This is a genomic window from Croceicoccus naphthovorans, from assembly GCF_001028705.1.
Lineage (GTDB): Bacteria > Pseudomonadota > Alphaproteobacteria > Sphingomonadales > Sphingomonadaceae > Croceicoccus > Croceicoccus naphthovorans.
In genome coordinates this window covers 2232365-2256756 of the sequence record NZ_CP011770.1, presented here as the reverse complement: position 1 = coordinate 2256756, position 24392 = coordinate 2232365, and the positions used below count along the sequence as shown (strand labels likewise).

Here is a 24392-nt window from a genome sequence, read left to right as displayed (position 1 = left end):
GCGCTTCGTCCAGTACCGCGTTCGGAGTCATCATCGCAATTACGGATGGGTCGCCCGCCGCAGGTTCTGCGGGTTCCGGGGGAAGGTCCCTTGGCGAGCCCAGGCCCGCCGTTTCGTCTATTTCACCCAATCGAGTCCCAGCTCTTCATAGAATTCGCGGTTTTCCGCCCAGTTCTCTTCCACCTTTACATGGAGGAACAGGTGCACCTTTTGCCCCAGAAGTTCTGACAATTCCTTACGGGCCGCTTCGCCGATGGCCTTGATGCGTGCGCCGCGATGGCCCAGCACGATGGCCTTTTGCGTATCGCGCCCGATCACGATCTGCTGGCGAATTTCGACGCTGCCGTCCTTGCGCTCGACATAGGCTTCGGGCCGAACCGCGCTGTCATAGGGCAGTTCGTCGCGCAGTTGCAGGTATAGCTGCTCGCGCGTGATTTCCGCCGCCAACAGGCGTTGCGATGCGTCGGAAACCTGATCTTCGGGATAGAGCCAAGGCCCCTCCGGCATCAGGCCCGCCAGATGCGCCTTCAGGTCGGCCACGCCGTCGCCATCGCGGGCGGATACGAAGAATACGGTGTCGAACGCGATGCGGTCGTTCAGGTCCTGCGCCAGCTTCAGCAGCGGTTCCTTGGCCGAGGCATCGACCTTGTTGAGCACGAGGATCTTGCGCTCCGGCCGGTTCTCCAGCGTTTCGAGCAGCGGCTCCAGCTCATGCCGCCGCCGCTTCACGCTGTCGACCACCAACAGCACCGCGTCCGCCGCCTCTGCCCCGTCCCACGCGGCGGAAACCATCGCGCGGTCCAGCCGCCGCTTTGGCGTAAAGATTCCGGGCGTGTCGGCCAGCACGATCTGTACGTCGTCCTGCAAGGCGATGCCCAGCAGGCGCGCGCGCGTCGTTTGCGCCTTGGGGCTGGTGATCGCCACCTTCTGCCCGACAAGCTGGTTCACCAGCGTCGATTTTCCCGCGTTCGGCGCGCCGATCACGGCGACAAGGCCGCATTTCGCCTGTTCGTTGCCACTCATCTCGGTGCCGCTCATCTCTTCAGTCATGGTCATGTCAGCCGTATTGGGCCAGAAACGCACGGGCTGCCGCGGTTTCCGCCTCTTGCTTGGAGTCGCCTTCGCCAGTTGCCTCGCCGACTTTGTGGACGCTGACCCGCACGGTGAAGCGGGCGGCGTGGTCGGGGCCGTCACGGCCGATCAATTCGTATTCGGGCGGTTTGCGCCGGTTGCCCGCGGCCCATTCCTGCAACGCGGACTTGGGATGTTTCGACCGGCCCGCGCGCCCCTCCAGCGCATCGGCAAACCAGCGGCGCACCATGTCGCGGGCGACTTCGAAGCCATGCTCGCGCTGACACGCGCCGATCAGGGACTCGACAATGTCGCCCAGGATGTTGTCGCTTTCCAGGCCACCGTCGGCCCGCGCCTGCTTGCCGAGGCGAATATGCGCAGGCAGGCCGATTTCGCGCGCCACGTGGGCGCAGCTCTGGCGGCTGACAAGTGCGTTCAGGCGCTGCGACAGCTTGCCCTCCGCCTCTTGATTCTGCTCGTAAAGCCATTCCGCGATCGCAAGGCCCAGCACGCGGTCGCCGAAAAACTCCAGCCGCTGGTAATCGATATCCTCGCCCATGCTGCCGTGGGTCAGCGCCTCTTTCCATATCGAATGGTTGCGCGGTGCCACCCCGGCCTGTTCGGTCAACCAGGCCAGCGTTTCTTGGGGCAGCGGCATCGAATGTCTCAGAATGTACGGCCGAGACGGTCCCACCGCGCGGCGGTGAACCATGTCCACGGGAGTAGCCACGAAGACGATCCGTCGGTCGACCACATCATGATCTGCGCGCGGCCGACAAGGTTTTCGATCGGCACCATGCCGACGCCGCCGCCCACTTCGGCGGGGAAGCGGCTGTCCTCCGAATTGTCGCGGTTGTCGCCCATCATGAAGACGTGTCCGGCGGGCACGGTGAAGACCTGCGTCGAATCCTGCGGCGTCATCGCAAGGTCCAGCACTTCATAGCTCTTGCCCTCTGGCAGGGTCTCTACAAAGCGGGGATAGCGGCACACGTCGCTGCCGTCGGCGGCCTTGTCTTCGAACTGCGGGGCCTTGCACGGAGAGATACCGGCATCGGCGTTCGACGCGTCGATCATGTTCTGCGTGACGGGGATGACGAAGTCCTCGATCTTGCGCTTGGGCACGGCCTCTCCGTTGATGAAAAGCTGCCCGCTGTTCATCTGGATCTGGTCGCCCGGCAGGCCGATGACTCGCTTGATGTAATCGACGTCGTTACCCGGCGGTGCCTTGAACACGGCGATGTCGCCGCGATCCGGCGTGTTTTCCAGGATGCGGCCCGGAATGATCGGCAGGCTGAACGGCAGCGAGTACTTGGAATAGCCGTAGGACCACTTCGCCGCGAGCAGGTAATCGCCGATCAACAGGCGCGGCAGCATCGATTCCGACGGGATCGAAAAGGGCGAGAACACGAAGCTGCGAAAGATGAAGACGACGACCGCCAGTTTGACCAGAAAGACGGGAAAACTGTCTTCCTTCTTCTTCTTTTTCGCAGGTGCCGAACCATCGTTCGCGAAGGTGGCTTCGTTGCCAGACCTGCCCAGTTTCCAACGCATCTGTGTTCTTCGACTTTCACTCTTTCGTGCACCGCCCGCCAATGCGGACTGGCAAGCCCGGGCGGCATAGGGCAGTAAGCCGATGTTGCAAAGCAAAACGAAGGACTGACCCGCCGACATGCATGATACCGCCGCTTGCTGGACCGCCCTTGAACAGACCGGGATGGAGACGCTGGAGGACCTGTTTGCTGGCGATGCCGACCGCGTGGGGCGCTATTCCGGCACGCTTTCGATTCCAGAGGGCGGGGACGTGTTGTTCGACTGGTCGAAAACGCACCTGTCGCCCGCGATTGTCGACGGTTTTGAGGCTCTGGCCAAGGCCGCCGGGTTCGACGCGGCGCGCGAGGTGCTGCTGACCGGCGGGATCGCCAACCCCACCGAAGGCCGCGCCGCCGAACACACCGCCCAGCGCGGGATCGGCGCGGATGAGAGCGTGGCGGAGGCGGACGCCTTCCACATGCGGATGCGCGGTCTGGTCGAGGCGATCAGGGAAGGCGTGTTCGGGCCGATCAAGCACCTGATCCACATCGGCATCGGCGGATCGGCGCTGGGTCCGGCGCTGGCCATCGACGCGCTGGCGCGGCCCACGGCGGATTTCCGCGCGCAGATCGACGTGCAGGTCGTCTCCAACATCGACGGCAATGCGCTGGAAGCCGCGTTTGAGGTGTGCGATCCGGCGACGACGATGATCGCGGTGGCATCGAAAACCTTTACCACGACAGAAACGATGACCAACGCCGCGTCCGCCATTCAGTGGCTGGAGGAATCGGGGGTGTCCGACCCTTATGGCCGCGTCGTCGCGCTGACCGCCAGCCCGGACAAGGCGGTGGAATGGGGCGTCGACGAAACCCGCGTCCTGCCGTTTTCCGAGAGCGTCGGCGGGCGTTATTCGCTGTGGTCGTCGATCGGCTTTCCGGTCGCGCTGGCGCTGGGCTGGGATGACTTTGCCGCGTTTCTGGAAGGCGCGCTGACCGTGGATCGGCATTTTGCCGATACCGACGGGGCGGAGAACCTGTGCCTGCGCGCTGCCTTTGCCGACCTGATGTACGTGCAACTACGCGGCTGCCAGACGCGCGCGGTGTTCGCCTATGACGAGCGACTGGGCCTGTTCCCCGATTACCTGCAACAGCTGGAGATGGAATCGAACGGCAAGTCGGTGCTGGCCGACGGATCGCCGCTATCGCGTCAGAGCGCGCCGATCACGTGGGGCGGGGTGGGCACCGATGCGCAGCACGCGGTGTTCCAGCTGCTGCATCAGGGCACGATAGAGGTGCCGGTCGATTTCCTGGCCGTGAAGCAGCCGGGGCACGATCTTGATCCCGAACACCATGCGATCCTGCTTACCAACTGTTTCGCGCAAGGCGCGGCGCTGATGGCGGGCAAGGCGGCGGAGCCAGGCGACCCCCTGGGCGGCGCGCGCGCCTATCCGGGCAACCGCCCCAGCGCGACCATCCTGTGCGAAGTGCTGACCCCCGCGACGCTGGGCGCGCTGATCGCGTTCCACGAACACCGCACGTTCTGCAGCGCGGTCCTGCTGGGCATCAACCCGTTCGACCAGTACGGCGTGGAACTGGGCAAACAGATCGCGAAAGAGATCGTCAGTAACGGCGGCAGCGGCTTCGATGCGAGCACCGAGGCGTTGCTGAAGGCGGCTGGGTTGAAGGGGTGAGAACGGACTGATGAGAGGGCAGGAACAAAGGGAATGAGATATGCGTCGTATTGGCAGGCGGTGAAAGGTGAGATTGGGTTTAAATCGAGCCTCTTTGCGGTCGGAAGCATAATTTTGATGCTGATTATCGATGCTCCGATACAAGCTAAGCTTGTGGTGTTGGCGTTATTTTACCCGGTCTATATTCTATTCAATTCACTGGTTCAGTACATTATCCACCGGTTGAAGTAGGGGGTCGGTTTTTGGGCGATTTGCCCGGTGGTGGCTCTGCTTAACGCCCCTTCAAAGTCAAAACAAAAGAAAAATTAGGGGCTTTCCCTTTATCGTGGTAGAGCGCTTTTGCTGACGTCGAAATTTGCGACGGACTTCGGGCCTTTGACGACCGCCGATTGCCTTTAAAGGCCCCGGCGTAAACCAGACGACGACTTCCTTTCTTCGGACGACCTTTGCACCACCGTTCCGCATGTCGCGGCGCGGCGATTACACGTTCTTGAAAGGAACGCATTATGTCTAAGACTGGCACCGTAAAATTCTTCAACGAAGACAAGGGCTATGGCTTCATCCAGCCGGACGACGGCTCGGAAGACAGCTTTGTTCACATCTCCGCGGTTCAGGCCGCCGGCATGCAGACCCTCGATAAGGACCAGCGCCTTAACTACGAAGTCGAGCAGGGCCGCAACGGCAAGGCCAGCGCGGTGAATCTGTCGACCGCCGACTAAGCGATTTGCCCGGGTTCCTTCCGTGCGGGACTGCGACCCCCCGCGCGGAAGGGGCACTCTGATTTGTTGCAAAGATCGCTTTGAAAGGCCCGACATGAGCCAGACGTTCGAATTTTACGATGCCCGTGCCCGTGAAGCGGCAGCCGAAGCGAAGCAAGCAAGCCTGCAGAACGTGAAGGAACGCTGCATTCGTGCCGAAAAGACCTGGCGCGGATTGGCCGATCAGGCCCGCAGGGTGGTGCTCGAACGGGCCAAGGCCGAGCGTGAGCGTGCCGCACGGCAAGAGGCGGAGCGAGGTCTCAACAGCGCCGGATAAACCGACCCTTCGCGTCAAATATCGTCGCTAAAATTTCGGGGCCGCGCTGTCCTACACCGGGCCCACGCACCAAAATGCGCGCATGGCCTGCTTTGCCCGCCAACGCCGTTCATCGGCCTACTCGATCAATACCGCCATACTGATCGACGTGATTTTCTCTTTGCCTGTGTCAACTTCGTCAACTTCCAGCCCAACGTGGCACGGAACCGCCGAATTGCATGACGCCATCACTGACGCCGATTCGATGCAAAATCAGGGACTTTGCTGGCGGCGCCGGTCTCTGCAATGCCGCCGCCAGTTCCCCTTGCGCACCCCTTATGCGACCAGTGTCGGCAAGCCGCAGTTCATCGCGTTGACCCGCGTATCGGCGATGCCGAGGCGTACGCCCATCGTGCGGGTCGCGGTGTTGATGACCGAGTCCAGCGTGGGCGCCACCGCCAGCAGCGCCGTCGCCGCCTGCGACTGGATCAAGGATGTCGGCGTAAGGTTCAGGCCCCCGGTCGTGACCTGCAGGCTGACATCGTCAATCAGCGAAGAGGCGAGCGCCGTTACCGCATCGTCGGTCGCAACCGACTTGGTGGTCTTCGCCGCGATCTCTGCCTTGGAAAAGTGTACCGACTTCGCCTCTGTCCCGCCCAGTTCCAGCACCGCCTTGCCCTGAACCTTTACCCCCACGATGTTGGCCAGGGTCGCGTATTCCAGCGCGGGTTCGTCGGTCAGGTCGCCGATGTCGTCTGCATCCGCGCTGGCGAGCGCGACGGTGCCGATGGAGGGCGTGACGGCCAGCGTCACCCCGTCGCCGGTCGTCCCGGCACATTGGATATCGCTCAACTTCGCTTCGGCAGAGGCCAGTTCGGCGTAGAGCGGCACCTTCATCGACGCGATGCCGGAGATAGAGGCGGCAACGTTGGTTTCCAGATAGAGCCGGATGCGCCCGGTGCGCAGGACCACGTCGTCGCTGTCCGTCACGGTCATCAACGGCGATGTCGCCACCGGATTGCCGCCGACCAGCCGCAGCTTCGTATTGCTGACGCCCGCAATGGTCAGGTTGGTCTGAACGTCATAGCCATCCTCGGACGCATACTCGATCGCGCCGCGCAGCAGAGTGGCGGCATCTACGGTGATCTTGCCGGTGCCTTCGTTGAAATCGGTCTGCGCATAGGGGCCAAGGTCGATCATGTCGGCCAGCGTCACCGTCTGCGTGCCCATTTTCTCGGCCAGGGAAAGCACCAGCGTCTTGGTGCTGTCCTGCGGCGTGGCGCCGGCCAGCGCCTCTATCACCTCGTTCAGCGGCATCTCCTCGGCGAACACCTCGCCATAGGTCTCACCGCTCAGGTCCGCCTTGTCGCGTACGGCGTCGGCGAAATCGAGGACGTCGATGGTGGTGCCTTCAAGGCTGCTGAAATCGTTGACGGTCAGTTGCAGGTCCTCGCCCGCTAGCGCCGACAGTAGCGCATTGGGCACCCCGCCCGACAGAGCGCCGAGCCGCGAGCCGACCTGAAACGCGGCCCGATCCAGCCGTGCGGCGGTGGCGGTGGCCATGACGGTGGTGGTTTCCTTGCCGGAAAAGACCTGCGCGAAATAGAGCGGGACGGGCCTCGACAACGTGACCCGCGCAGCGGTGGGCGAGACGTTGTCAGCTGTGAAGCGATCGTCCAGATCGACGCTGGCCAGCCGCGCATATTTGCCCGGCTCGATGCTTTCGACCGTGATGTCCTCGTCCCCGCGCTTTTCGATCAGTTCGGCGACACCGGCCGCCGATCCGGTGTCCATCGTACTGACGGCGGTGACGGCGGCGGCATCGGCGGCGTTCTGCAAATCGCGCTTGGCCAGATAGACCATGCCAAGGTCCACCGCGAAGGCGCAGGCGCCGATCATCATCGAACCGCCGGCCAGCGTGATCGCGCTGACCGAGCCGCATTCGTCGTGCAGGAACTGTCGGCTGAACGAACGGATCATGTGTCGTCTCCTTCAGATGGCCGCAAGCCGCACGATAGCGGATCGCTCTATCGTGCTGGAGGGAAAGGGCAGCAGCGAGGTCGGGTCGATCAGCGTATCGCTGCCATCGTAGCGCACCGTCACCGTGTAATAGGCCCCGTCGAGCGTGGTTGTGACGTCGACGCGCGACGGATCGAGCGAAGTGCCGTTCAGCACGCTGCGTTCGATACTGCCGCTGACAAGGCGAATGCGCTCTGCATTGTCGAGCCCCGACAGAGCCGCGCGGGCCGCATCGTTGGCCGCCGACTGCACGTTGTGCGCAGTCAGGAACCAGCTACCATAGCTGACGAGGCCAAGCAGCACGGTGATCATCAAGGGCAGCGCGAACGCGGCCTCGACAATCACCGACCCCGACTGGTCATGCCAGCCGCGGCGCAGGGCTTTGACGCAATGGCCCCCCCAAAGGCATGCGGGCTTCTTCATGCCTCTCATAATGGAGGGCGGGTCTGAAGGCGGAACTTACGGAAATCTTAACAACGGATACGCAATTTGCGTATTGTTCGGACCAACATTTGTTACGGGCATCGTGGCGCGGTTACGGTGCAAATATACTGTTTGGCGGGCACCATCCGTTTACGAGAATTTGGGCGCAACCTGCGGTGTAGAACGCAATTCGAGCGCTGCCGTGGTTAATTTCGCGATTACGAATTTGGGGGCGCAGAACTGGGGGATCGGCGCAAATTACATACTGGGTTGCGGCAAATGTCGAATGCAGGAACTCGAATACGAAAAAGGCCCGGCCTGATCCGCAATTCCGCAGGATCGAACCGGGCCTTGTTGCCGGTTGCTGCGTTGCTCAGGCGACTTTGTTCTCGATGGCGCCGATGCCCTCGACCTCGCACGTCGCCCGACTGCAGAAACTGCGGCGGGTCCATCGTGACGCCGACGCCTTTGGGCGTGCCGGTGGCGATGATGTCGTTCGGCTCCAGCGTGAAGGCCGTCGACAGATAGGTGGTCTGGTCTGCGATCTTGTGGATCGTGTCGGGCGTATTGCCTTCCTGCCGCACCTCGCCATTGACGATGCAGCGAACGGTCAGCGCCTGCGGATCGGCAATCTCGTCCGCGGTCACAAGGTAAGGGACAATCGGACCGTGGGTGTCGAACGGCTTACCCATCGTGAAGGTCGGGGAATGAAACTGCCGGTCGCGGGCAGAGACGTCGTTGATGACCAGATAGCCAAAGACGCAATCGAGCGCGTCGCCCAAGGAATCGAGCGAGGCGCTTTCTCTGGACGACTAGGTCGGTCTCCTGACGATGCAGCGAAAGCCGACATGGCTGGTCGTAGTGTCGATCGGTTCGGGATGACGCGCCGCGGGGCGATAGCGCTGGCAATAGTTCGGCGCGCATAGGTGCGATCCGCCTTTCAACACCTTGCGCGGAATGCGCGCGGGAGAGGCGGGGTCGAAACTGTCATGCTTGCGCGGGCCGCGCGGATTGGCGGGGATGCAGCAACTGCCGCGCTTTTTCTCGACCTGCGGCATCGCGTACCAGTCGGTTGTCCATTCCCAGACGTTGCCGATCATGTCGTAAAGGCCGAACCCGTTGGCATCGTAGCTGCGGACGGGCGCGGTGCGGTGCCAGCCGTCGGTCGCCAGATTCTGCGATGGAAACAGGCCCTGCCAAGTCTTGGCCATGATCCGACCGCCCGGCGACAGCTCTTCGCCCCACGCGTATTCGACGCATTCCAGCCCGCCGCGCGCGGCGCGCTCCCACTCCGCCTCCGTCGGCAAGGTCTTGCCCGCCCACTTGGCATAGGCCTTGGCATCGTCGAACGCGACATGAACGACGGGGTGGTCCTCCAGTCCATCGATCGAACTGTCCGGGCCGTAGGGATGCCGCCAGTCCGCGCCGAACTCGAAACGCCACCACTGCGATGGGTCCGACGTGTCGACGGGATAGGGCGTCGGGCGAAACACCGCCGATCCGGGCTGCGCCATTTCGGGCGGCATATCGGGATAGTCGCGCGGATCGGGGGCAATCTCGGCAAAAGTGACGTGGCCGGTTTCCGCAACGAAGCGGGAGAATTCCGCATTCGTGACCGGCGCTTCATCCATGTAAAAGGAATCGACGCACACCTGACGCGTCGGGCGTTCTTCGGGATAGAACCGGTCCGACCCCATCGTGAACGTGCCGCCGGGCACCACCGTCATGCCGGCAGGTGCTTTACATTTGTCGAGAGTGGGATTGTCGCGTGCCTTCATGCCGTGCCCATAATGGTTCTCGCCCGATATTGGAAACCAATCCAGCATTCGAACGAGGCCTTAGCGGCAATTGGCAAACCCGTTTAGAACACTTTCGTGAAAACCAGTTTCTACGATCAAGGCCGTCACAATGTCATCCGCTGCTCCAAAAAGTAAGACCCCTGAACCGCCTGGCAAGCGGGAGCGAAACAAGCTTTCGAAACAAACCCGGATCATCAGCGTGGCGCGGCGGCTGTTCGTGGAACGCGGGTACGACAATACGACCGTGCGCAGAATTGGGCGCGATGCAAACGTTGGGCTGGGCACGGTGTTCGCCGAAGTCGCGGACAAGCGCGCCTTGCTGTTCCTGTGCTTCAATGCCGAACTTCAGACGGTACTGGACGGAGCGCTGAAGAAGTCGTCCGCAACCTGATCTCCAACGACAGCGCGGAAACCAGCGGGCTGCTGAAGGGGCTGCGTTGTCCGCGCCTGTCGCGCTTTGGGATCGATGTACCGCGCGCCGCACCAAGACTGGACCGTCGCCGACCTTACGTCGGAGGCGCGGATGTCGCGATCGGCCTTTGCTTCTCGTTTTTCGGATATTTTGCACGAAACGCCGGCAGCCTGTCGGCTCGATCTGCGCATGCGCCGTTCGGTAGAGCTGATTGCCAAAGCGGTGTCGCTGCAACAGGTCAGCAAGGCGGTGGGTTTCTCTGCGGGGTTCGGCTTTCGCTAGGCGTTCCGCCGCAAATACGGGATGGCCCCGCGTGACTGGCGGCCACTTCGCATTGTGACCGATCATGACGGGGCGCGGGCGCTCGCCACCGCTTAGTGCCTCTGCCGGATATCCCCTTGGCAATCGGCGGTCGCTTCGCCATATCGCCGCCGATCACGTTCATCATCGTTGGCCTTTTTTGGCCGTTTCAAACTCCCGTAAGGAATTTCGATGTCCGACTACGACTACGACCTTTTCGTCATCGGTGCCGGTTCGGGCGGTGTGCGCGCGGCGCGGGTGGCGGCGTCTTACGGGGCGAAGGTTGCGGTGGCGGAAGAACATCGCGTCGGCGGAACGTGCGTCATTCGCGGGTGCGTGCCGAAAAAGCTGCTGGTTTACGGCAGCCACTTTGCCGAAGACCTTGAAGATGCGGCCAACTATGGCTGGTCGTTCGAGAACCCTCGGTTCGACTGGCCGCGGCTGCGCGATCACGTGCTGAGCGATGTCGATCGGCTGAACGGCCTGTATGAAAAGACGCTGGAAAGCCACGGGGTGGAGCGGGTGATGGAACGCGCCACAATCACCGGGCCGCACGGGATCAAGCTGGCTTCGGGCAAGGAAGTGACGGCGAAGACGATCCTCGTTGCCGTGGGCGGCTGGCCTTTCGTGCCGGAGTTTGAGGGGTCGGACCTGTGCATCACCTCGAACGAAGTGTTCCACCTGAAAGAATTCCCCAAGCGCGTGGTGATCGCGGGCGCGGGCTATATCGCGCTGGAGTTTGCGGGGATTTTCAACGCGCTTGGCGCGCATGTGACGGTGGTGAACCGGTCGAACGTGATTCTGCGCGGCTATGACGAAAGCCTGCGCGATCGCCTGTTGCAGATCACGATGAGCCGGGGGATCGAGTACAAGTTTCACTGCCCGTTCCAGAAGATCGCCCGGCGCGAAGACGGTGCGCTGGATGTGCATCTGGAGGGGCAGGACCCGCTGATCGCGGACCAGGTGCTGGTCGCGACGGGCCGTCGGCCCAAGACCGACGGTCTGGGGCTGGAGACCGCAGGCATCCAGTTGAAAGACAACGGCGCGATCCCCGTAGACGAATACGCGAAGACCAGCTGCGACAGCATCTACGCCGTGGGCGACGTGACCGATCGCATTCAGCTGACCCCGGTTGCCATCCGCGAAGGGCAGGCCTTTGCCGATACGGTGTTCGGCGACAAGCCGACGACGGTCGATTACGATTGCGTGCCCAGCGCGGTGTTCTCTCAGCCGCCACTCGCGGGCGTCGGCCTGACCGAGGGCGAGGCACGCAACACTTATGGCAACATCAAGGTCTATTCCTCGGACTTCCGCCCGATGAAGAACGTGTTTGCCGAACGGGCAGAGCGCGGGCTGTACAAGCTGATCTGCGAGGAACCGACCGGCAGGGTGCTGGGCCTGCACATGATCGGGCCGGACGCACCCGAAATACTGCAAGCCGCCGCCATCGCGGTCAAGGCCGGTCTGACCAAGCAGGACTTCGACAATACCGTCGCGCTGCACCCGTCCATGGCCGAGGAACTCGTCCTGCTGCGGTGAAAGTTGCGGGGACGAGCGCGGGGGTGGGGGCCTTCGCAAATGCACAATTCGATTGACTTTCGAACGGCGCGCGCCCAGATGCGCTCCGTTCGAAGTGCCATGTGGCAAGCGTGAATTGGCGGCAAGCACCGCCACGGCCCCGCGCTTCGGTTATCTTATTTTCCCAGGAGCCTCCCTTTCACGCGGGTCGTTCGAAACCCGCTCGAACGTGCCCGCAATGCGTGCGGTGCGCGCTCGCGCTCTTGTTGTGAGTTATTGAATACCATGAATTTTGATGATCTCGGGCTATCGCAGCCCGTCCTGCAGGCGTTGTCCGTGCAGGGTTACACCACGCCCACCCCGATCCAGCAGCAGGCGATCCCGCTGATCCTGGAAGGCCGCGATATCATGGGCATCGCCCAGACCGGCACGGGCAAGACGGCAGCGTTCACGCTGCCTTCCATTGACAACCTGCGCAAATCGGATCGCGGTGCGCCCAAGAAATCGTGCCGTATGCTGGTGCTGGCCCCGACCCGCGAACTGGCGGGGCAGATTGCCAAGTCCGCACAGGAATATGGCGCATTGTCGGGCCTTTCGGTCGCTTTCATCGTCGGCGGCACATCTGTCGGCAAGGATCGGCAGAAGCTGGCGCGCGGCGTCGACATTCTCGTCGCCACGCCGGGGCGTCTGGTCGATCTCGTCGATCAGCGCGCCTTGACCTTGCACGGCGTCGAGACGCTGGTGCTGGACGAGGCGGACCAGATGCTCGACCTCGGCTTCATCCATGCGCTGCGCAAGATCGTGTCGTGGTTGCCGAAGGAACGTCAGACGCTGTTGTTTTCGGCCACGATGCCGAAGTCGATCCGCGATCTGGCGTCGAACTACCTGAACAACCCGGCGCAGGTGTCGGTCGCGCCGCAGTCGACCACCGCGGAAAAGGTGGATCAGTACGTCTGCTTCGTCAGCCAGCCGGAAAAGCAGGCTCTGCTGACGATGTCGCTGCGTAAAGGTCTGCAATCGGGCGAGATGGACCGCGTTCTGGTCTTCACCCGTACCAAGCACGGCGCCGACCGCGTCGTGAAAAAACTGGCCCAGCAGGGGATCGAGGCGAACGCCATCCACGGCAACAAGAGCCAGCCGCAACGCGAACGCGCGCTGGGTGAGTTCCGCAAGGGCAAGGTTCGCGTGCTGGTCGCCACCGACATCGCGGCGCGCGGGATCGACATTCCGGGCGTCAGCCACGTGTTCAACTTCGAACTGCCGAATGTGGCCGAACAATACGTCCACCGCATCGGCCGCACCGCGCGCGCCGGGGCGACGGGCATGGCCATCGCGTTCTGCGCCAGTGACGAGCGGGATTACCTGCGCGACATTCAGCGCCTCACCAAGGTGACGTTGACGCAGGTTCCGCTGCCGGATTCGTTCCGTCAGGAGGTTGAGCGCGTAGGCGCAGACCCTGTGCGCGGTCCGCGTCCCGAGGGTCTGTCGGGCCGTCCGCGCGGGCGCAATCCCAATGCCAAGATCACGCCGCGCGACGGCAAGCCCCGTCGCGACAGTCGAGGACAGCAGCAGCGTCGCGAAGATGGCGAACAGCGCCGTGAGGGTGGAGAGCAGCGCCGCGAAGGCGGGCGCGGTCGCCCTGAGGGCGGCCAGCCCCGTCGCGACGGCGGCAAGCGGCATAATGCCGGTGGCCAACCACCCAAGCGCAATCGCGGCCCGCGCGGCGGTAGCCAAGGGCGCGGTCCTGCCCGTTCGCAGGGCTGATCCCGCCAGACGCTGAACAAACTTAAAAGCCGCCCGGATCGCGATGATCCGGGCGGCTTTTTCGTGTCTGGCGCTAACCCTTACAGGTCTGCGGTCAGATAAACGCGGTACACGCCCGCATCGTCATCCATCGCGCAGCTGAATCGGGCCAGCATCTTGGCCTGGAATTCCGCCGTTGTCAGATCATCGTTCACCCCTACCCGCGCATCTGCATCCATGCGCTGGCGGTTGATTTCCTTGGACAGGGCCGATTGACACGCGCCCATGTTCTTGAACCCGTCGGGGTTCATCTGGTTGACCATGCCGCCTGGACCGTCGCCAGTGGGGTGGTTTGCCAGTGCGACGGACGGGATCATCATCGCGGCGCTGGCCGCGGCTGCAATAAGTGCCTTTTTCATTGTCGGTGCCTTTCCGGCCGCCTCTCACGACCAATATGGGCTTTGCTTCGCACAGCACCGGCTGCGCGACCCTTCGCGGATGGCAAAGAATTAGAGTCGGTTACGTTCCGCAATGCGCGGCAGGGCGTGGCGCAAGTCAGCCGATGCGGTAGGGCACGACCCCGCGTTCGTCGCGGTCGACAAGGATGGCGCGGTCGCCCGGCGGAAAGGCGCGCTGGTCGCACTGTTCGCGCGGGCAGATGCGGCAACTGGTTCCGATCGGCGTCGCGGCGGCGCGGGCCGCCAGATCCAGCCCGTCGGCATATATAAAGCTCGCGGCATGCTCCGCCTCGCACCCCAGAGCCACGGCATAGCGTCGCGGAGGGCGGGCGAAGCTGCCCGACGGTTTGACGAGGCCCTTCGCCATCGAGACATAGCGCACGCCGTCGGGCATTTCGGCCAGCTGGGTCAGGATGCGATCGGGGATCGCCACCGCCTCGTGCACGATCCACAGCGGGCAGGCCCCGCCGAAACGCGCGAATTGCAGGGGCGTTGCCGAGTGTCGTTTGGTGATGTTGCCCGCCATGTCGACGCGGCAGAAAAAGAACGGCACACCGCGTGCGTCGGGGCGTTGCAGATTGGACAGACGGTGGCAGGCCTGCTCGAAGCTGACGCCGAAGCGGCGGGTCAGACGGTCGATATCGTGCCGTTCCTCCAGCGCCGCCTGCCGAAAGGCTTCGTAGGGCATCAGCAGCGCCCCCGCCGCATAGTTGGCAAGACCCTGCGCCAAAAGCGCCGCGCTGGCTTCGCCCGAAAGGTCGGATCCGGCGATGACCAGCGCGATCTCGTCCGCCAAAGCGAGTGAAGCGAGCTGCGTCGCCAGCTGGAACCGGCGCGTCGCGGCGGGCTGCGCGGCGTCGAGCGTCAGGGTATAACCATCGAAGCTGCGCAGCCGCTCGCTATCCACTTCCTCGACCGCGAAGTCGAAATCATCATGCGCCGCCCCCGCCATTGCCGCGAAAGTCGGCGAAGGGGCATCGCCCGCCAAGCGCGCCGCCAGAGCCTCCGCTGCCCGGTCGACTGTGTCGATGTAGTTGCCCGCATCGTGGAACCAGTCGCGCACTTCCTCCCATGGGAGGCGGCCCGCACTGTCGGCCCCTGCGCCCAATGCTTCGTCCAGCATCTGCAAGCGTTCCCCTGCGTCGCGATAGGCGCGGTGCAGCGACACGAACCGTTCCGCAATATGCGGCAGTTGGCGCACCGCGCGGGTGGCGATGGCTTCGTCCAGCGGTTCGGCAAAGATCGGGTCCGACGCGGCGTGCATCAGAGCCTCTGCCCGCGCGTCGCTGCTTTCGCCCGAAAGGTCGTCACGCTCCATCCCGAACCGCCGGGTGAGGGCGGCAAGGATCGGCGCGGTGACCGGGCGGTCGTCGTTCTCTATCTGCGAGAGATACGATACGCTGATCCCCAGCGCCTGCGCCATCGCCGCCTGTTTCATGCCGTGGCGGTCGCGCAGGGTGCGAACCGACTTTCCAGCGAAGATGCGTTGCTTGCTCATCGCGGCCATGCATACCCCGGTTGCAAAGTTTTGCAAAACACCGCTAAACAATTTTGCAAATTCACATTGGACAGCGCGTGTCGTGGGGATGATACGCGCGAATTCCATTTTCGAAGGGCCGACCGACAGGCCCCAAACGGAGTTGCCGGATGTCTGCGAATATCGCCGAAGTCGAACGCCGCCGCGCCGCCGCCAAGCTGGGTGGTGGACAGAAACGCATCGATGCACAGCATGCCAAAGGGCGGCTGACCGCGCGCGAACGGCTGGAAGTCCTGCTGGACGAAGACAGCTTTGAAGAAATCGACATGTACGTCGAACACAACTGCGTCGATTTCGGCATGGACGAAACGCACATTCCGGGCGACGGCGTCGTCACCGGCAGCGGCACCATTAATGGCCGGCTGGTCTATGTGTTTTCGCAGGACTTCACCGTGTTCGGCGGATCGTTGTCGGAACGTCACGCGGAAAAGATCTGCAAGGTGATGGACGCCGCGATGAAGGTTGGCGCGCCGGTCATCGGCCTGAACGACAGCGGCGGCGCGCGCATTCAGGAAGGTGTCGCCAGTCTGGGCGGCTATGCCGAGGTGTTTCAGCGAAACGTTCTGGCATCGGGCGTCGTGCCGCAGCTTTCGCTGATCATGGGGCCTTGCGCGGGCGGCGCGGTCTATTCCCCGTCGATGACCGATTTCATCTTCATGGTCGAAGACAGCAGCTACATGTTCGTCACCGGCCCCGACGTTGTGAAGACGGTGACCAATGAGGTCGTCACGCAGGAAGAACTGGGCGGTGCGTCCACGCATACCGTAAAGTCCGGCGTGGCCGATTTGGCCTGCGAGAACGACATCGTCGCGCTGCTGCAGGCGCGCGATTTCATGGACTTCCTGCCGTCATCGAACCGCGAAGAGGTGCCGGAACGTCCCTGTGCCGACCCGTGGGATCGCATGGAGAGCAGCCTCGACACGATCATCCCGGCCAACGCCAACATGCCGTATGACATGCACGAGGTGATCCGGAAAACGGTGGACGAGGGCGAGTTCTTCGAAATCCAGCCCAAGCATGCCGCGAACATCATCTGCGGTTTCGGCCGGGTCGAAGGGCGCACAGTCGGTATCGTCGCGAACCAGCCGCTGGTGCTGGCGGGCGTGCTCGACATCAATTCGTCGAAAAAGGCCGCGCGCTTCGTGCGGTTCTGCGATGCCTTCAACATCCCGATCCTGACTTTCGTCGACGTGCCCGGCTTCCTGCCCGGCACCGCGCAGGAGCATAACGGCATCATCAAGCACGGCGCGAAACTGCTGTTCGCCTATGCCGAAGCTACCGTGCCCAAGATCACCGTCATCACCCGCAAGGCCTACGGCGGCGCGTACGACGTCATGGCGTCGAAGCACCTGCGCGGCGACCTCAACTATGCGTGGCCCACGGCCGAGATCGCGGTGATGGGCGCGAAGGGCGCGGTGGAGATCATATTTCGGCAGGATCGCGACAATCCCGAAAAGATCGCGGAAAAGACCAAGGAATACGAAGACCGCTTCGCCAACCCCTTCGTGGCGGCAAGCAAGGGCTTCATCGACGAGGTCATCATGCCGCATTCCACCCGCAAGCGCATCGCGCTGGGCCTGCGCAAGCTCCGCAACAAAGAGCTGAGCAACCCGTGGAAGAAGCACGACAACATCCCGCTCTGAGGGCATCTCGATGGGCGACTACAAGGCAAAGGTGCGCTGGCAGATCGGCGAGGGCGAGGTCTTCACGACCAATCGCTACAACCGTCGGCACGAGTGGCATTTCGACGGCGGTGCGGTTGTGACCGGGTGCGCCGCACCGGGATACCTGCCGCCTGCGCTGATCGACGAGAGTGCGGTTGACCCGGAAGAGGCGCTGCTCGCCTCTGCCGCTAGTTGCCACATGCTCTACTTCCTCGCCTCTGCCGCCAAGGCAGGGTTCTCGATCGAAGCCTATGAGGACAACCCGGTCGGCCATGTCGAGAGCAACGAGGCGGGTGATCCTTGGGTGTCGACCATCGCGATGCGTCCTTGCGCAACCTTCGTCGGCGACAAGCGCCCGACGCGGGCCGAAATCGACGAGTTGCACCATCGCTCGCACAAGTCCTGTATCATCGCCAATAGCCTGAAAAGCACGATGACCATTGAACCCGAATACGGAGAGGCGCTTTGAAACTCGGACGCATGAACCACATCGGCTATGCCGTGCCCGACATGGCGGCCGCCCTCGATCATTGGCGCAATGTCATGGGTGCGACCGCCGTTCATGATGAGATCGTGATGGAGGAGATGGGCCTGAAGATCGTCTTCGTCGACACGCCGACCGCGTCGGGCATCGACGGGACGCAGGTCGAACTGATCCAGCCGATCCGCGAGGGCACCGCCGTCGGCAGCTTCCTCGAAAAGAACCCGCTGGGCGGCCAGCATCACGTGTGTTTCGAGGTGCCCGACATTGCCGTGGCGCGCGAGTATTTCGAAGGGCTGGGCAAACGCATCCTCGGCCCCACGCGCATCGGCGCGCACGGCACGTCGATTTTTTTCGTGCACCCCAAGGACATGCAGGGGATGCTGACCGAAATCATGGAAACGCCGAAGGACGGCGCGGCGCACTGATGTCCGATGTGCTGCGCATCGAACGCGAAGGCGATGTCGTCACGCTGACGATCACGCGGGATGAGCGAATGAATGCGCTCACCTCGGCATTGTTGATCGAGCTGCGCGAGGCGATGGCCGGGGCCGTCGCTGATGGCGCGCGGGCTATCGTGCTGACCGGTGAAGGGCGCGCATTCAGTTCGGGCGCGGACTTGCAAGGCGACGGAATCGAGCCGCCCTGCGATCTGGGCGAACTGCTGGAGGGGGCGTACAACCCCTTGGCGCGAGCGATCGCCGATTTGTCGGTGCCGCTGATCGTGGCGGTCAACGGCGCGGCGGTCGGCGCGGGCATGGGGTTCGCCTTGGCGGGCGACATCGTCATTGCCGAACGGTCAGCCTATTTCCTGCTCGCTTTTGCCAATATCGGTCTTGTACCCGATGCCGGTGCGACCTGGATGGTTGCGCGTTCGGTCGGGCGCGCGCGGGCGCTGGAACTGGCGTTGCTGGGCGAGAAAATCACGGCCGACGCGGCCAAGGACATGGGCCTGATAACCCGCGTGGTCGACGACGGCACTTCGCTGGCCGAGGCACAGGCGCTGGCCGCAAAGCTGGCGGCGGGGCCAAGCCTTGCGCTGGGCCAGATCCGCAAACAGGTCGCTTTCGCACTGGATCACGAATTTACCGAGAGCCTTGCCGAGGAGGCCCGCAACCAGAAGGCGGCGGGTTTTACCGAGGATTTTGCCGAGGCCGTCACCGCATTCCGCGAAAAGCGCAAGCCGATCTTCAAGGGTCGCTGAGGAACGAGATATGACCGACAAGACTGTCAAAGACTGGGAAGCCCTTGCCGACAAGGAAGTGAAGGGTAAGGACCTCACCTGGCACACGCCCGAAGGGATCGACGTAAAGCCGCTCTATACCGAGGCGGATGTCGCGGACTGGGATCCGGGCCTACCGGGTTTTGCGCCCTTCACGCGCGGGGTGAAGGCATCGATGTACGCGGGCCGCCCGTGGACGATCCGGCAATATGCGGGCTTCTCGACGGCTGAAGAGTCCAACGCGTTTTACCGCCGCAACCTCGCAGCCGGGCAAAAGGGCCTGTCGGTCGCCTTCGACCTTGCGACGCACCGCGGGTATGACAGCGATCATCCGCGCGTTGTCGGCGACGTCGGCAAGGCAGGCGTGGCGATCGACTCTGTCGAGGACATGAAGATCCTCTTCGACCAAATCCCGCTCGACCAGATGAGCGTGTCGATGACGATGAACGGCGCGGTAATCCCGTGCCTTGCCTTCTATATCATCGCGGCGGAGGAACAGGGCGTTTCGCCGGACCAGCTGACAGGGACCATCCAGAACGACATTCTGAAAGAGTTCATGGTCCGCAACACCTACATCTATCCGCCCGAACCCAGCATGCGGATCATTTCGGACATCTTTTCATACACGTCCGACCACATGCCCAAGTTCAACTCGATTTCGATTTCCGGCTATCACATGCAGGAGGCCGGCGCGACGCAGGTGCAGGAACTGGCCTTCACCATCGCCGACGGTATGGAATACGTAAAGTACGGCGTGGCCAGCGGGCTGGACATCGACAAGTTTGCGGGGCGCCTGTCGTTCTTCTTTGCCATCGGCATGAACTTCTTCATGGAAATCGCGAAGCTACGCGCGGCCCGCACGCTGTGGCACCGCGCGATGACGCAGCTTGGCGCGCAGTCCGAACGGTCCAAGATGCTGCGCACGCACTGCCAGACCAGCGGTGTCAGCCTGACCGAGCAGGACCCGTACAACAACGTCATGCGCACAACGATCGAGGCGATGGCCGCGATGCTGGGCGGGACGCAATCGCTGCACACCAACGCGCTGGATGAAGCCATCGCGCTGCCAACCGACTTTTCCGCCCGTATCGCGCGCAACACGCAGATCGTGATCCAGGAAGAGACCGGCATGACCAACGTGGTCGATCCGCTGGGCGGGTCCTACTATGTCGAGGCGCTGACCAAGGCGCTGGTCGACGAGGCATGGTCGATCATCGAACGGGTTGAGAACGAAGGCGGCATGGCCAAGGCGGTCGCCGCCGGCTGGCCCAAGGCGATGATCGAGGAAGCCGCGGCAGGCCGTCAGGCGCGGGTCGACAAGGGCGATGACGTCATCGTCGGGGTCAACAAGTTCCGCCTGAAAGACGAAGACCCGATCGAGACGCTGGACATCGACAACACCGCCGTCCGTCAGGCGCAGATCAAGCGTCTGGAAAAGATGCGCGCCAGCCGCGACGAGGCGAAGTGTCAGGCGGCGCTCCAGGCCCTGCGCGAAGGCGCTGCCGGAACCGGCAACCTGCTGGCGCTGGCCGTCGATGCCGCGCGTGAACGCGCCAGCCTCGGCGAAATTTCGGATGCGATGGAAACCGCCTTCGGGCGCTATGACACGATGCCGCGTCCGGTGAAGGGCGTTTACGGTGCGGCCTATGCCGATGACAGCCGCTATCAGGCGGTGGTCGACGGGGTTGCGGCGGTGGAGCGCCGCCTTGGTCGCAAGCCCAAGGTGATGATCGCCAAGATGGGTCAGGACGGCCACGATCGCGGCGCGAACGTGATCGCCAGCGCCTTTGCCGACATGGGCTTCGAGGTCGTCTCCGGCCCGCTGTTCCAGACCCCGTCCGAAACGCGCGACATGGCGTTGGAAAACGGCGTGGACCTGATTGGCGCGTCGTCACTGGCCGCCGGGCACAAGACGCTGATCCCAGAACTGATCCACCTGCTCAAGGAAGCGGGCCGTGCCGACATCAAGGTAACGGCTGGCGGCGTGATCCCGCCCAGCGATTACCAGTACCTGCGCGATGCCGGGGTGCAGGGCATCTACGGTCCGGGTTCGAACGTGGTCGAATGCGCGGCGGACGTGCTGCGCCTGCTGGGCCACAACATGCCGCCTGCGGGTGAAGAACTGGATGAGGCGGCGGAGTAATGAGCGGCCAGCCGCATATGGGCTTCCTGTGGATTGCCGCGATGATGTTCGTCGCGGGCCTTGGGATTCCCGTGTTCGCGGCGCTTAACTCATCCCTGTCGAGCCAGCTGGGCGGTCCGATTGCGGCGACCGCTGCGGCGTTTGCCGTCGGCTTTGCGGTGGCTCTGGTGTTGCTTGCGGTCAACGGATTGCCTTCGCGTGAGGTTTTGCACTTCGAGCGGCCGTGGATCTGGTTCGGCGCACTATTCATCCTGTTGTATGCCACCACGGTTTCGTTCGCCGCGCCGCGCATCGGCGTGGGCAATGCGATCTTCTTCGTGCTGCTGGGCCAGTTGGTCGCGGCGGCGGCGATCGATCATTTCGGCTGGCTTGGTGCTATACCGTCGGCACTGACGGGGCAGCGCTTGCTTGGCATCGCGGTCATGGCGCTTGGCGTCTATCTGGCAAGGAAACCGCTGTGAGCCTTGGCTTCTCGGTAGAGGCACTGTTGCCAAGCGCGCGCGTTTCCGGCCCGCTGCGCATGGGACTGGTGCGTTTGGCCGAGAGTGAATGGCTGGCGCGTGAGCCGAACTTGCCACCGCGTGCCGAGGCCTTCGATGCACACCCTGATAGCGTCAGCGTCCTGTCCGAAGCGCGCGCCGCAGAGACCGAACTGGCCGCTATGCTCGGCATCGAAGGCGGGCTGGAGCAAGTCGCCCGCGCGCATTGGGAAGACTTTTGCCTGCTCAACCGCGACGACCAGGGGCGCTGGGTGCTGACCGGAGCCGCCGTCGCATTTCCGACCGATTGGCATCTGGCCGACAAGATCGGCAAGCCGATGCTCGACGTGCATGCTCCCATCGACGGCTATGCGGATCAATTGGCAACGGCGGTCGACAAGTTCATGGACGGTCTGCGCGCCCCCCATATCTTCGGGCGCACCAATGCATTCGTGATGGCGAACGGCGATTGGCGCTATTTGCCCACCGACGATCCCGCCGCTCGTTTCGCGCATGTCACGACCGAGAACGCGGGCGAAAAGCTGTTCGTGCGGTGCGAGCGAGAGACGCTGCGCAAGCTGCCGAAATCGGGCGCGATCGTCTTTACTATCGGTATTCACGTCGTGCCGCTGGGCACGCTGTCCGACGCGGGCGTCGCGCGCATCGCGCAGTCCATCGAAGGTTTCGCGGGTGGCGAGGGCAATCGCCGCGCCGCTCCGCACTATGCCAATGCGCTGGCCGGTTATGCCGCCAAGCGCCTCCACCATCCAAGACCTGACGACAGGGAAGAAGCCGCCTGATGTTTAAGAAAATCCTTATCGCCAACCGCGGCGAAATCGCTTGCCGCGTCATCAAGACTGCTCATCGCATGGGCATCAAGACCGTGGCCGTATATTCCGACGCCGACGCCGCCGCGCCCTTCGTGCAGATGGCGGACGAGGCGGTGCACATCGGCCCCGCGCCCGCGGCGGAATCGTACCTGATCGCGGACAAGATCATCGCGGCCTGCAAGCAGACCGGCGCAGAGGCCGTTCACCCCGGCTATGGCTTCCTGTCCGAACGCACCTCGTTCGCAGAGGCCCTTGCGGCGGAGAACATCGAGTTCATCGGCCCGCCGGTGAATGCCATCGCCGCGATGGGCGACAAGATCGAGTCCAAGAAGCTGGCCAAGGAAGCGGGCGTCAACGTCGTCCCCGGCTTCGTCGGAGAAATCCGCGATACCGAGCACGCGGTCGAGATTTCTAACGACATCGGCTATCCGGTGATGATGAAGGCCAGCGCGGGCGGTGGCGGCAAGGGCATGCGCCTTGCTTATAGCGAAACCGACGTGCGCGAAGGGTTCGAAGCCACCAAGCGTGAAGGCCTGAACAGCTTCGGCGACGATCGTGTCTTCATCGAGAAGTTCATCGAGAACCCGCGCCACATCGAAATCCAGATCCTTGGCGACAAGCACGGCAACATTCTCTATCTGAACGAGCGTGAATGCTCGATCCAGCGTCGCCACCAGAAGGTTGTTGAAGAGGCGCCGTCGCCCTTCGTCACGCCAGAAATGCGCAAGGCGATGGGGGAGCAATGCGTCGCCCTGTCGCGCGCCGTCGGATACTATAGCGCGGGTACGGTAGAACTGATCGTCAGCGGCGCGGACAAGACCGGGCAGTCGTTCTACTTTCTCGAAATGAACACTCGTCTTCAGGTCGAACACCCGGTGACAGAGTGCATCACCGGCATCGACCTTGTCGAACAGATGATCCGCGTTGCCGCCGGGCAAAAGCTGGAAATGACGCAGGACGACGTGAAGATCGACGGCTGGGCCATCGAGAACCGCGTCTATGCCGAAGACCCCTATCGCGGCTTCCTGCCCTCGACGGGTCGACTTGTCCGTTATGACCCGCCGGTCCCCGGCTGGAAGGGCGGCATTCGCGGCGTAGACGTCGACAACGGTGGCGTCCGCGTTGACGACGGCGTCATGGAAGGCGGCGAGGTGTCGATGTTCTACGACCCGATGATCGCCAAGCTGATCACCTGGGCGCCGACCCGTGACGAGGCGGCGGACCTGCAGATCAAGGCGCTGGACGCGTTCGAGATCGAGGGGCTGGGCCACAACATCGACTTCGTCTCGGCGCTGATGCAGCATCCGCGCTTCCGCTCGGGCGAATTGACCACCGGCTTCATTGCAGAGGAATATCCCGACGGTTTCGAAGGCGCGCCCGCCGGTCGCACGCTGCGCACGCGGCTGGCCGCTATCGGCGCGTTCATCGCTGCGGCCTATGCCGATCGCGCGCGCCGGATCGACGGTCAGCTTGGCAACCGCCTCAGCCCGCCCGCCGAGTGGAGCGTGAAGATCGACGGCGAGTTCCACAACGCCGTCCTGTCGGGCGACGAGATCAGCATCGACGGCGAACCTGTCGACCTAGCAATGGAATACACGCCGGGCCAGCGCAGCGTCTCAGCCGTGTTCGACAGCGACGAAAACGGTGAGGGCGGCGAGGAACTGACCGTGCAGGTAAAGCCCGTCCCGGCGGGGTTCGAGATCACGACGCGCGGCGCAAAGCACGTCCTGCGCGTCTTGCCGACCACGATCGCGCAATTCGACAAGCACATGATCGAAAAGGTCCCGCCGGATCTTTCGAAGTTCCTGATCTGCCCGATGCCGGGCCTGCTGGTTTCGCTGAACGTGGCCGAGGGCGACGAGGTTCAGCCGGGCCAGCCGCTTGCCGTGGTGGAGGCGATGAAGATGGAAAACATCCTGCGCGCCGAAAAGGCGGGCGTGGTGAAGTCCGTGAACGCCAAGGCGGGGGAGAGCCTGGCGGTGGATGCCGTCATCCTCGAACTGGAATAAGCGTTTGCTGCCCCTTCCCGTTGGGGAGGGGCAGCGCTAAACTTTGCGCA

At 63.2% G+C, this 24392-nt stretch carries 24 protein-coding genes; 15 read left to right on the top strand and 9 right to left on the bottom strand.

Translation table 11 applies throughout. From position 1 onward, the window contains the following. Positions 1-117 precede the first annotated feature (117 nt). Genes era through lepB form a run of 3 tightly spaced genes read right to left on the bottom strand, consistent with a single transcriptional unit; the run spans position 118 to position 2622 of the window. A complete protein-coding gene (gene era, locus AB433_RS11360; protein ID WP_179944973.1) occupies positions 118-1056 on the bottom strand; it encodes a GTPase Era in 939 nt (312 codons plus the stop codon). A 1-nt stretch (position 1057) separates the two neighbouring features. Then, complete coding sequence (rnc, locus tag AB433_RS11355) at positions 1058-1729, bottom strand: ribonuclease III (RefSeq protein ID WP_047821081.1); 672 nt, start codon at positions 1727-1729, stop codon at positions 1058-1060. 8 nt (positions 1730-1737) lie between these two features. Then, positions 1738-2622 (bottom strand): signal peptidase I, encoded by an 885-nt coding sequence (gene lepB, locus AB433_RS11350; RefSeq protein ID WP_082134902.1) that lies wholly within the window; start codon positions 2620-2622, stop codon positions 1738-1740. 118 nt (positions 2623-2740) lie between these two features. Between lepB and pgi the strand changes: the two genes are divergently transcribed. The 3 genes from pgi (at position 2741) to AB433_RS11330 (ending at position 5326) form a co-directional block, all read left to right on the top strand. Further along, on the top strand, positions 2741-4291 hold the full coding sequence (gene pgi, locus AB433_RS11345) for a glucose-6-phosphate isomerase (RefSeq protein ID WP_047821080.1): 1551 nt from the start codon (positions 2741-2743) through the stop codon (positions 4289-4291). Between the two features lie 506 nt (positions 4292-4797). Then, positions 4798-5010: a cold-shock protein gene (locus AB433_RS11335; RefSeq protein WP_047821078.1), complete on the top strand. Its 213-nt coding sequence runs from the start codon at positions 4798-4800 to the stop codon at positions 5008-5010. 94 nt (positions 5011-5104) lie between these two features. Next, entirely contained in the window at positions 5105-5326 is a 222-nt protein-coding gene (locus tag AB433_RS11330; protein ID WP_047821077.1) for a hypothetical protein, read from the top strand. Positions 5327-5641: 315 nt separating this feature from the next. Here the strand turns inward: AB433_RS11330 and AB433_RS11325 are convergent, their stop codons facing one another. The 4 genes from AB433_RS11325 to AB433_RS11310 form a co-directional block, all read right to left on the bottom strand. Continuing rightward, a complete protein-coding gene (locus AB433_RS11325) occupies positions 5642-7285 on the bottom strand; it encodes a pilus assembly protein TadG-related protein (protein WP_053059128.1) in 1644 nt (547 codons plus the stop codon). 12 nt (positions 7286-7297) lie between these two features. Continuing rightward, positions 7298-7747, bottom strand: coding sequence for a TadE/TadG family type IV pilus assembly protein (locus tag AB433_RS11320; protein WP_047823913.1), 450 nt, complete (start codon positions 7745-7747; stop codon positions 7298-7300). 218 nt (positions 7748-7965) lie between these two features. Beyond that, the gene (locus AB433_RS11315) at positions 7966-8529 is read right to left on the bottom strand and encodes a fumarylacetoacetate hydrolase family protein (RefSeq protein WP_245626650.1); all 564 of its coding nucleotides are present in this window, start codon (positions 8527-8529) and stop codon (positions 7966-7968) included. A gap of 30 nt (positions 8530-8559) precedes the next feature. Beyond that, a complete protein-coding gene (locus tag AB433_RS11310) occupies positions 8560-9474 on the bottom strand; it encodes a formylglycine-generating enzyme family protein (protein WP_047823911.1) in 915 nt (304 codons plus the stop codon). A gap of 271 nt (positions 9475-9745) precedes the next feature. Between AB433_RS11310 and AB433_RS11305 the strand changes: the two genes are divergently transcribed. From AB433_RS11305 to AB433_RS11290, 4 genes are all read left to right on the top strand, one after another. Beyond that, complete coding sequence (locus tag AB433_RS11305; RefSeq protein ID WP_047821076.1) at positions 9746-9937, top strand: helix-turn-helix domain-containing protein; 192 nt, start codon at positions 9746-9748, stop codon at positions 9935-9937. A gap of 75 nt (positions 9938-10012) precedes the next feature. Further along, positions 10013-10240, top strand: coding sequence for a helix-turn-helix transcriptional regulator (locus tag AB433_RS11300; protein WP_053059126.1), 228 nt, complete (start codon positions 10013-10015; stop codon positions 10238-10240). A 210-nt stretch (positions 10241-10450) separates the two neighbouring features. Continuing rightward, on the top strand, positions 10451-11797 hold the full coding sequence (gene gor / locus AB433_RS11295) for a glutathione-disulfide reductase (protein WP_047821075.1): 1347 nt from the start codon (positions 10451-10453) through the stop codon (positions 11795-11797). Positions 11798-12061: 264 nt separating this feature from the next. Beyond that, complete coding sequence (locus AB433_RS11290; RefSeq protein WP_047821074.1) at positions 12062-13540, top strand: DEAD/DEAH box helicase; 1479 nt, start codon at positions 12062-12064, stop codon at positions 13538-13540. Between the two features lie 80 nt (positions 13541-13620). On the opposite strand, the gene AB433_RS11285 is transcribed toward AB433_RS11290, so the two are convergent. Together AB433_RS11285 and AB433_RS11280 are read right to left on the bottom strand one after the other, a co-directional pair. Continuing rightward, complete coding sequence (locus tag AB433_RS11285; protein ID WP_047821073.1) at positions 13621-13938, bottom strand: hypothetical protein; 318 nt, start codon at positions 13936-13938, stop codon at positions 13621-13623. A 136-nt stretch (positions 13939-14074) separates the two neighbouring features. Further along, positions 14075-15475, bottom strand: coding sequence for a helix-turn-helix domain-containing protein (locus tag AB433_RS11280; protein WP_375782395.1), 1401 nt, complete (start codon positions 15473-15475; stop codon positions 14075-14077). A 149-nt stretch (positions 15476-15624) separates the two neighbouring features. Between AB433_RS11280 and AB433_RS11275 the strand changes: the two genes are divergently transcribed. The 8 genes from AB433_RS11275 to AB433_RS11240 are packed head-to-tail and all read left to right on the top strand — an operon-like array spanning position 15625 to position 24342. After that, the gene (locus AB433_RS11275) at positions 15625-17157 is read left to right on the top strand and encodes an acyl-CoA carboxylase subunit beta (RefSeq protein WP_047821071.1); all 1533 of its coding nucleotides are present in this window, start codon (positions 15625-15627) and stop codon (positions 17155-17157) included. Positions 17158-17167: 10 nt separating this feature from the next. After that, entirely contained in the window at positions 17168-17647 is a 480-nt protein-coding gene (locus AB433_RS11270) for an OsmC family protein (protein ID WP_047821070.1), read from the top strand. Then, positions 17644-18087 carry a VOC family protein gene (locus AB433_RS11265; RefSeq protein ID WP_047821069.1) on the top strand — a complete coding sequence of 148 codons (444 nt, stop codon included), beginning with the start codon at positions 17644-17646 and terminating at the stop codon, positions 18085-18087. Before AB433_RS11270 ends, AB433_RS11265 begins: the two co-directional genes overlap by 4 nt. Continuing rightward, positions 18087-18863 (top strand): enoyl-CoA hydratase-related protein, encoded by a 777-nt coding sequence (locus AB433_RS11260; RefSeq protein WP_047821068.1) that lies wholly within the window; start codon positions 18087-18089, stop codon positions 18861-18863. The genes AB433_RS11265 and AB433_RS11260 overlap by 1 nt, the downstream gene beginning before the upstream one ends. 10 nt (positions 18864-18873) lie before the next feature. Next, a complete protein-coding gene (scpA, locus tag AB433_RS11255; RefSeq protein ID WP_047821067.1) occupies positions 18874-21024 on the top strand; it encodes a methylmalonyl-CoA mutase in 2151 nt (716 codons plus the stop codon). Next, positions 21024-21485 (top strand): DMT family transporter, encoded by a 462-nt coding sequence (locus AB433_RS11250; RefSeq protein WP_047821066.1) that lies wholly within the window; start codon positions 21024-21026, stop codon positions 21483-21485. Before scpA ends, AB433_RS11250 begins: the two co-directional genes overlap by 1 nt. Next, positions 21482-22303 (top strand): heme-dependent oxidative N-demethylase subunit alpha family protein, encoded by an 822-nt coding sequence (locus AB433_RS11245; protein WP_047821065.1) that lies wholly within the window; start codon positions 21482-21484, stop codon positions 22301-22303. The genes AB433_RS11250 and AB433_RS11245 overlap by 4 nt, the downstream gene beginning before the upstream one ends. Beyond that, complete coding sequence (locus AB433_RS11240; protein ID WP_047821064.1) at positions 22303-24342, top strand: acetyl-CoA carboxylase biotin carboxylase subunit; 2040 nt, start codon at positions 22303-22305, stop codon at positions 24340-24342. Before AB433_RS11245 ends, AB433_RS11240 begins: the two co-directional genes overlap by 1 nt. Positions 24343-24392 lie beyond the last annotated feature (50 nt).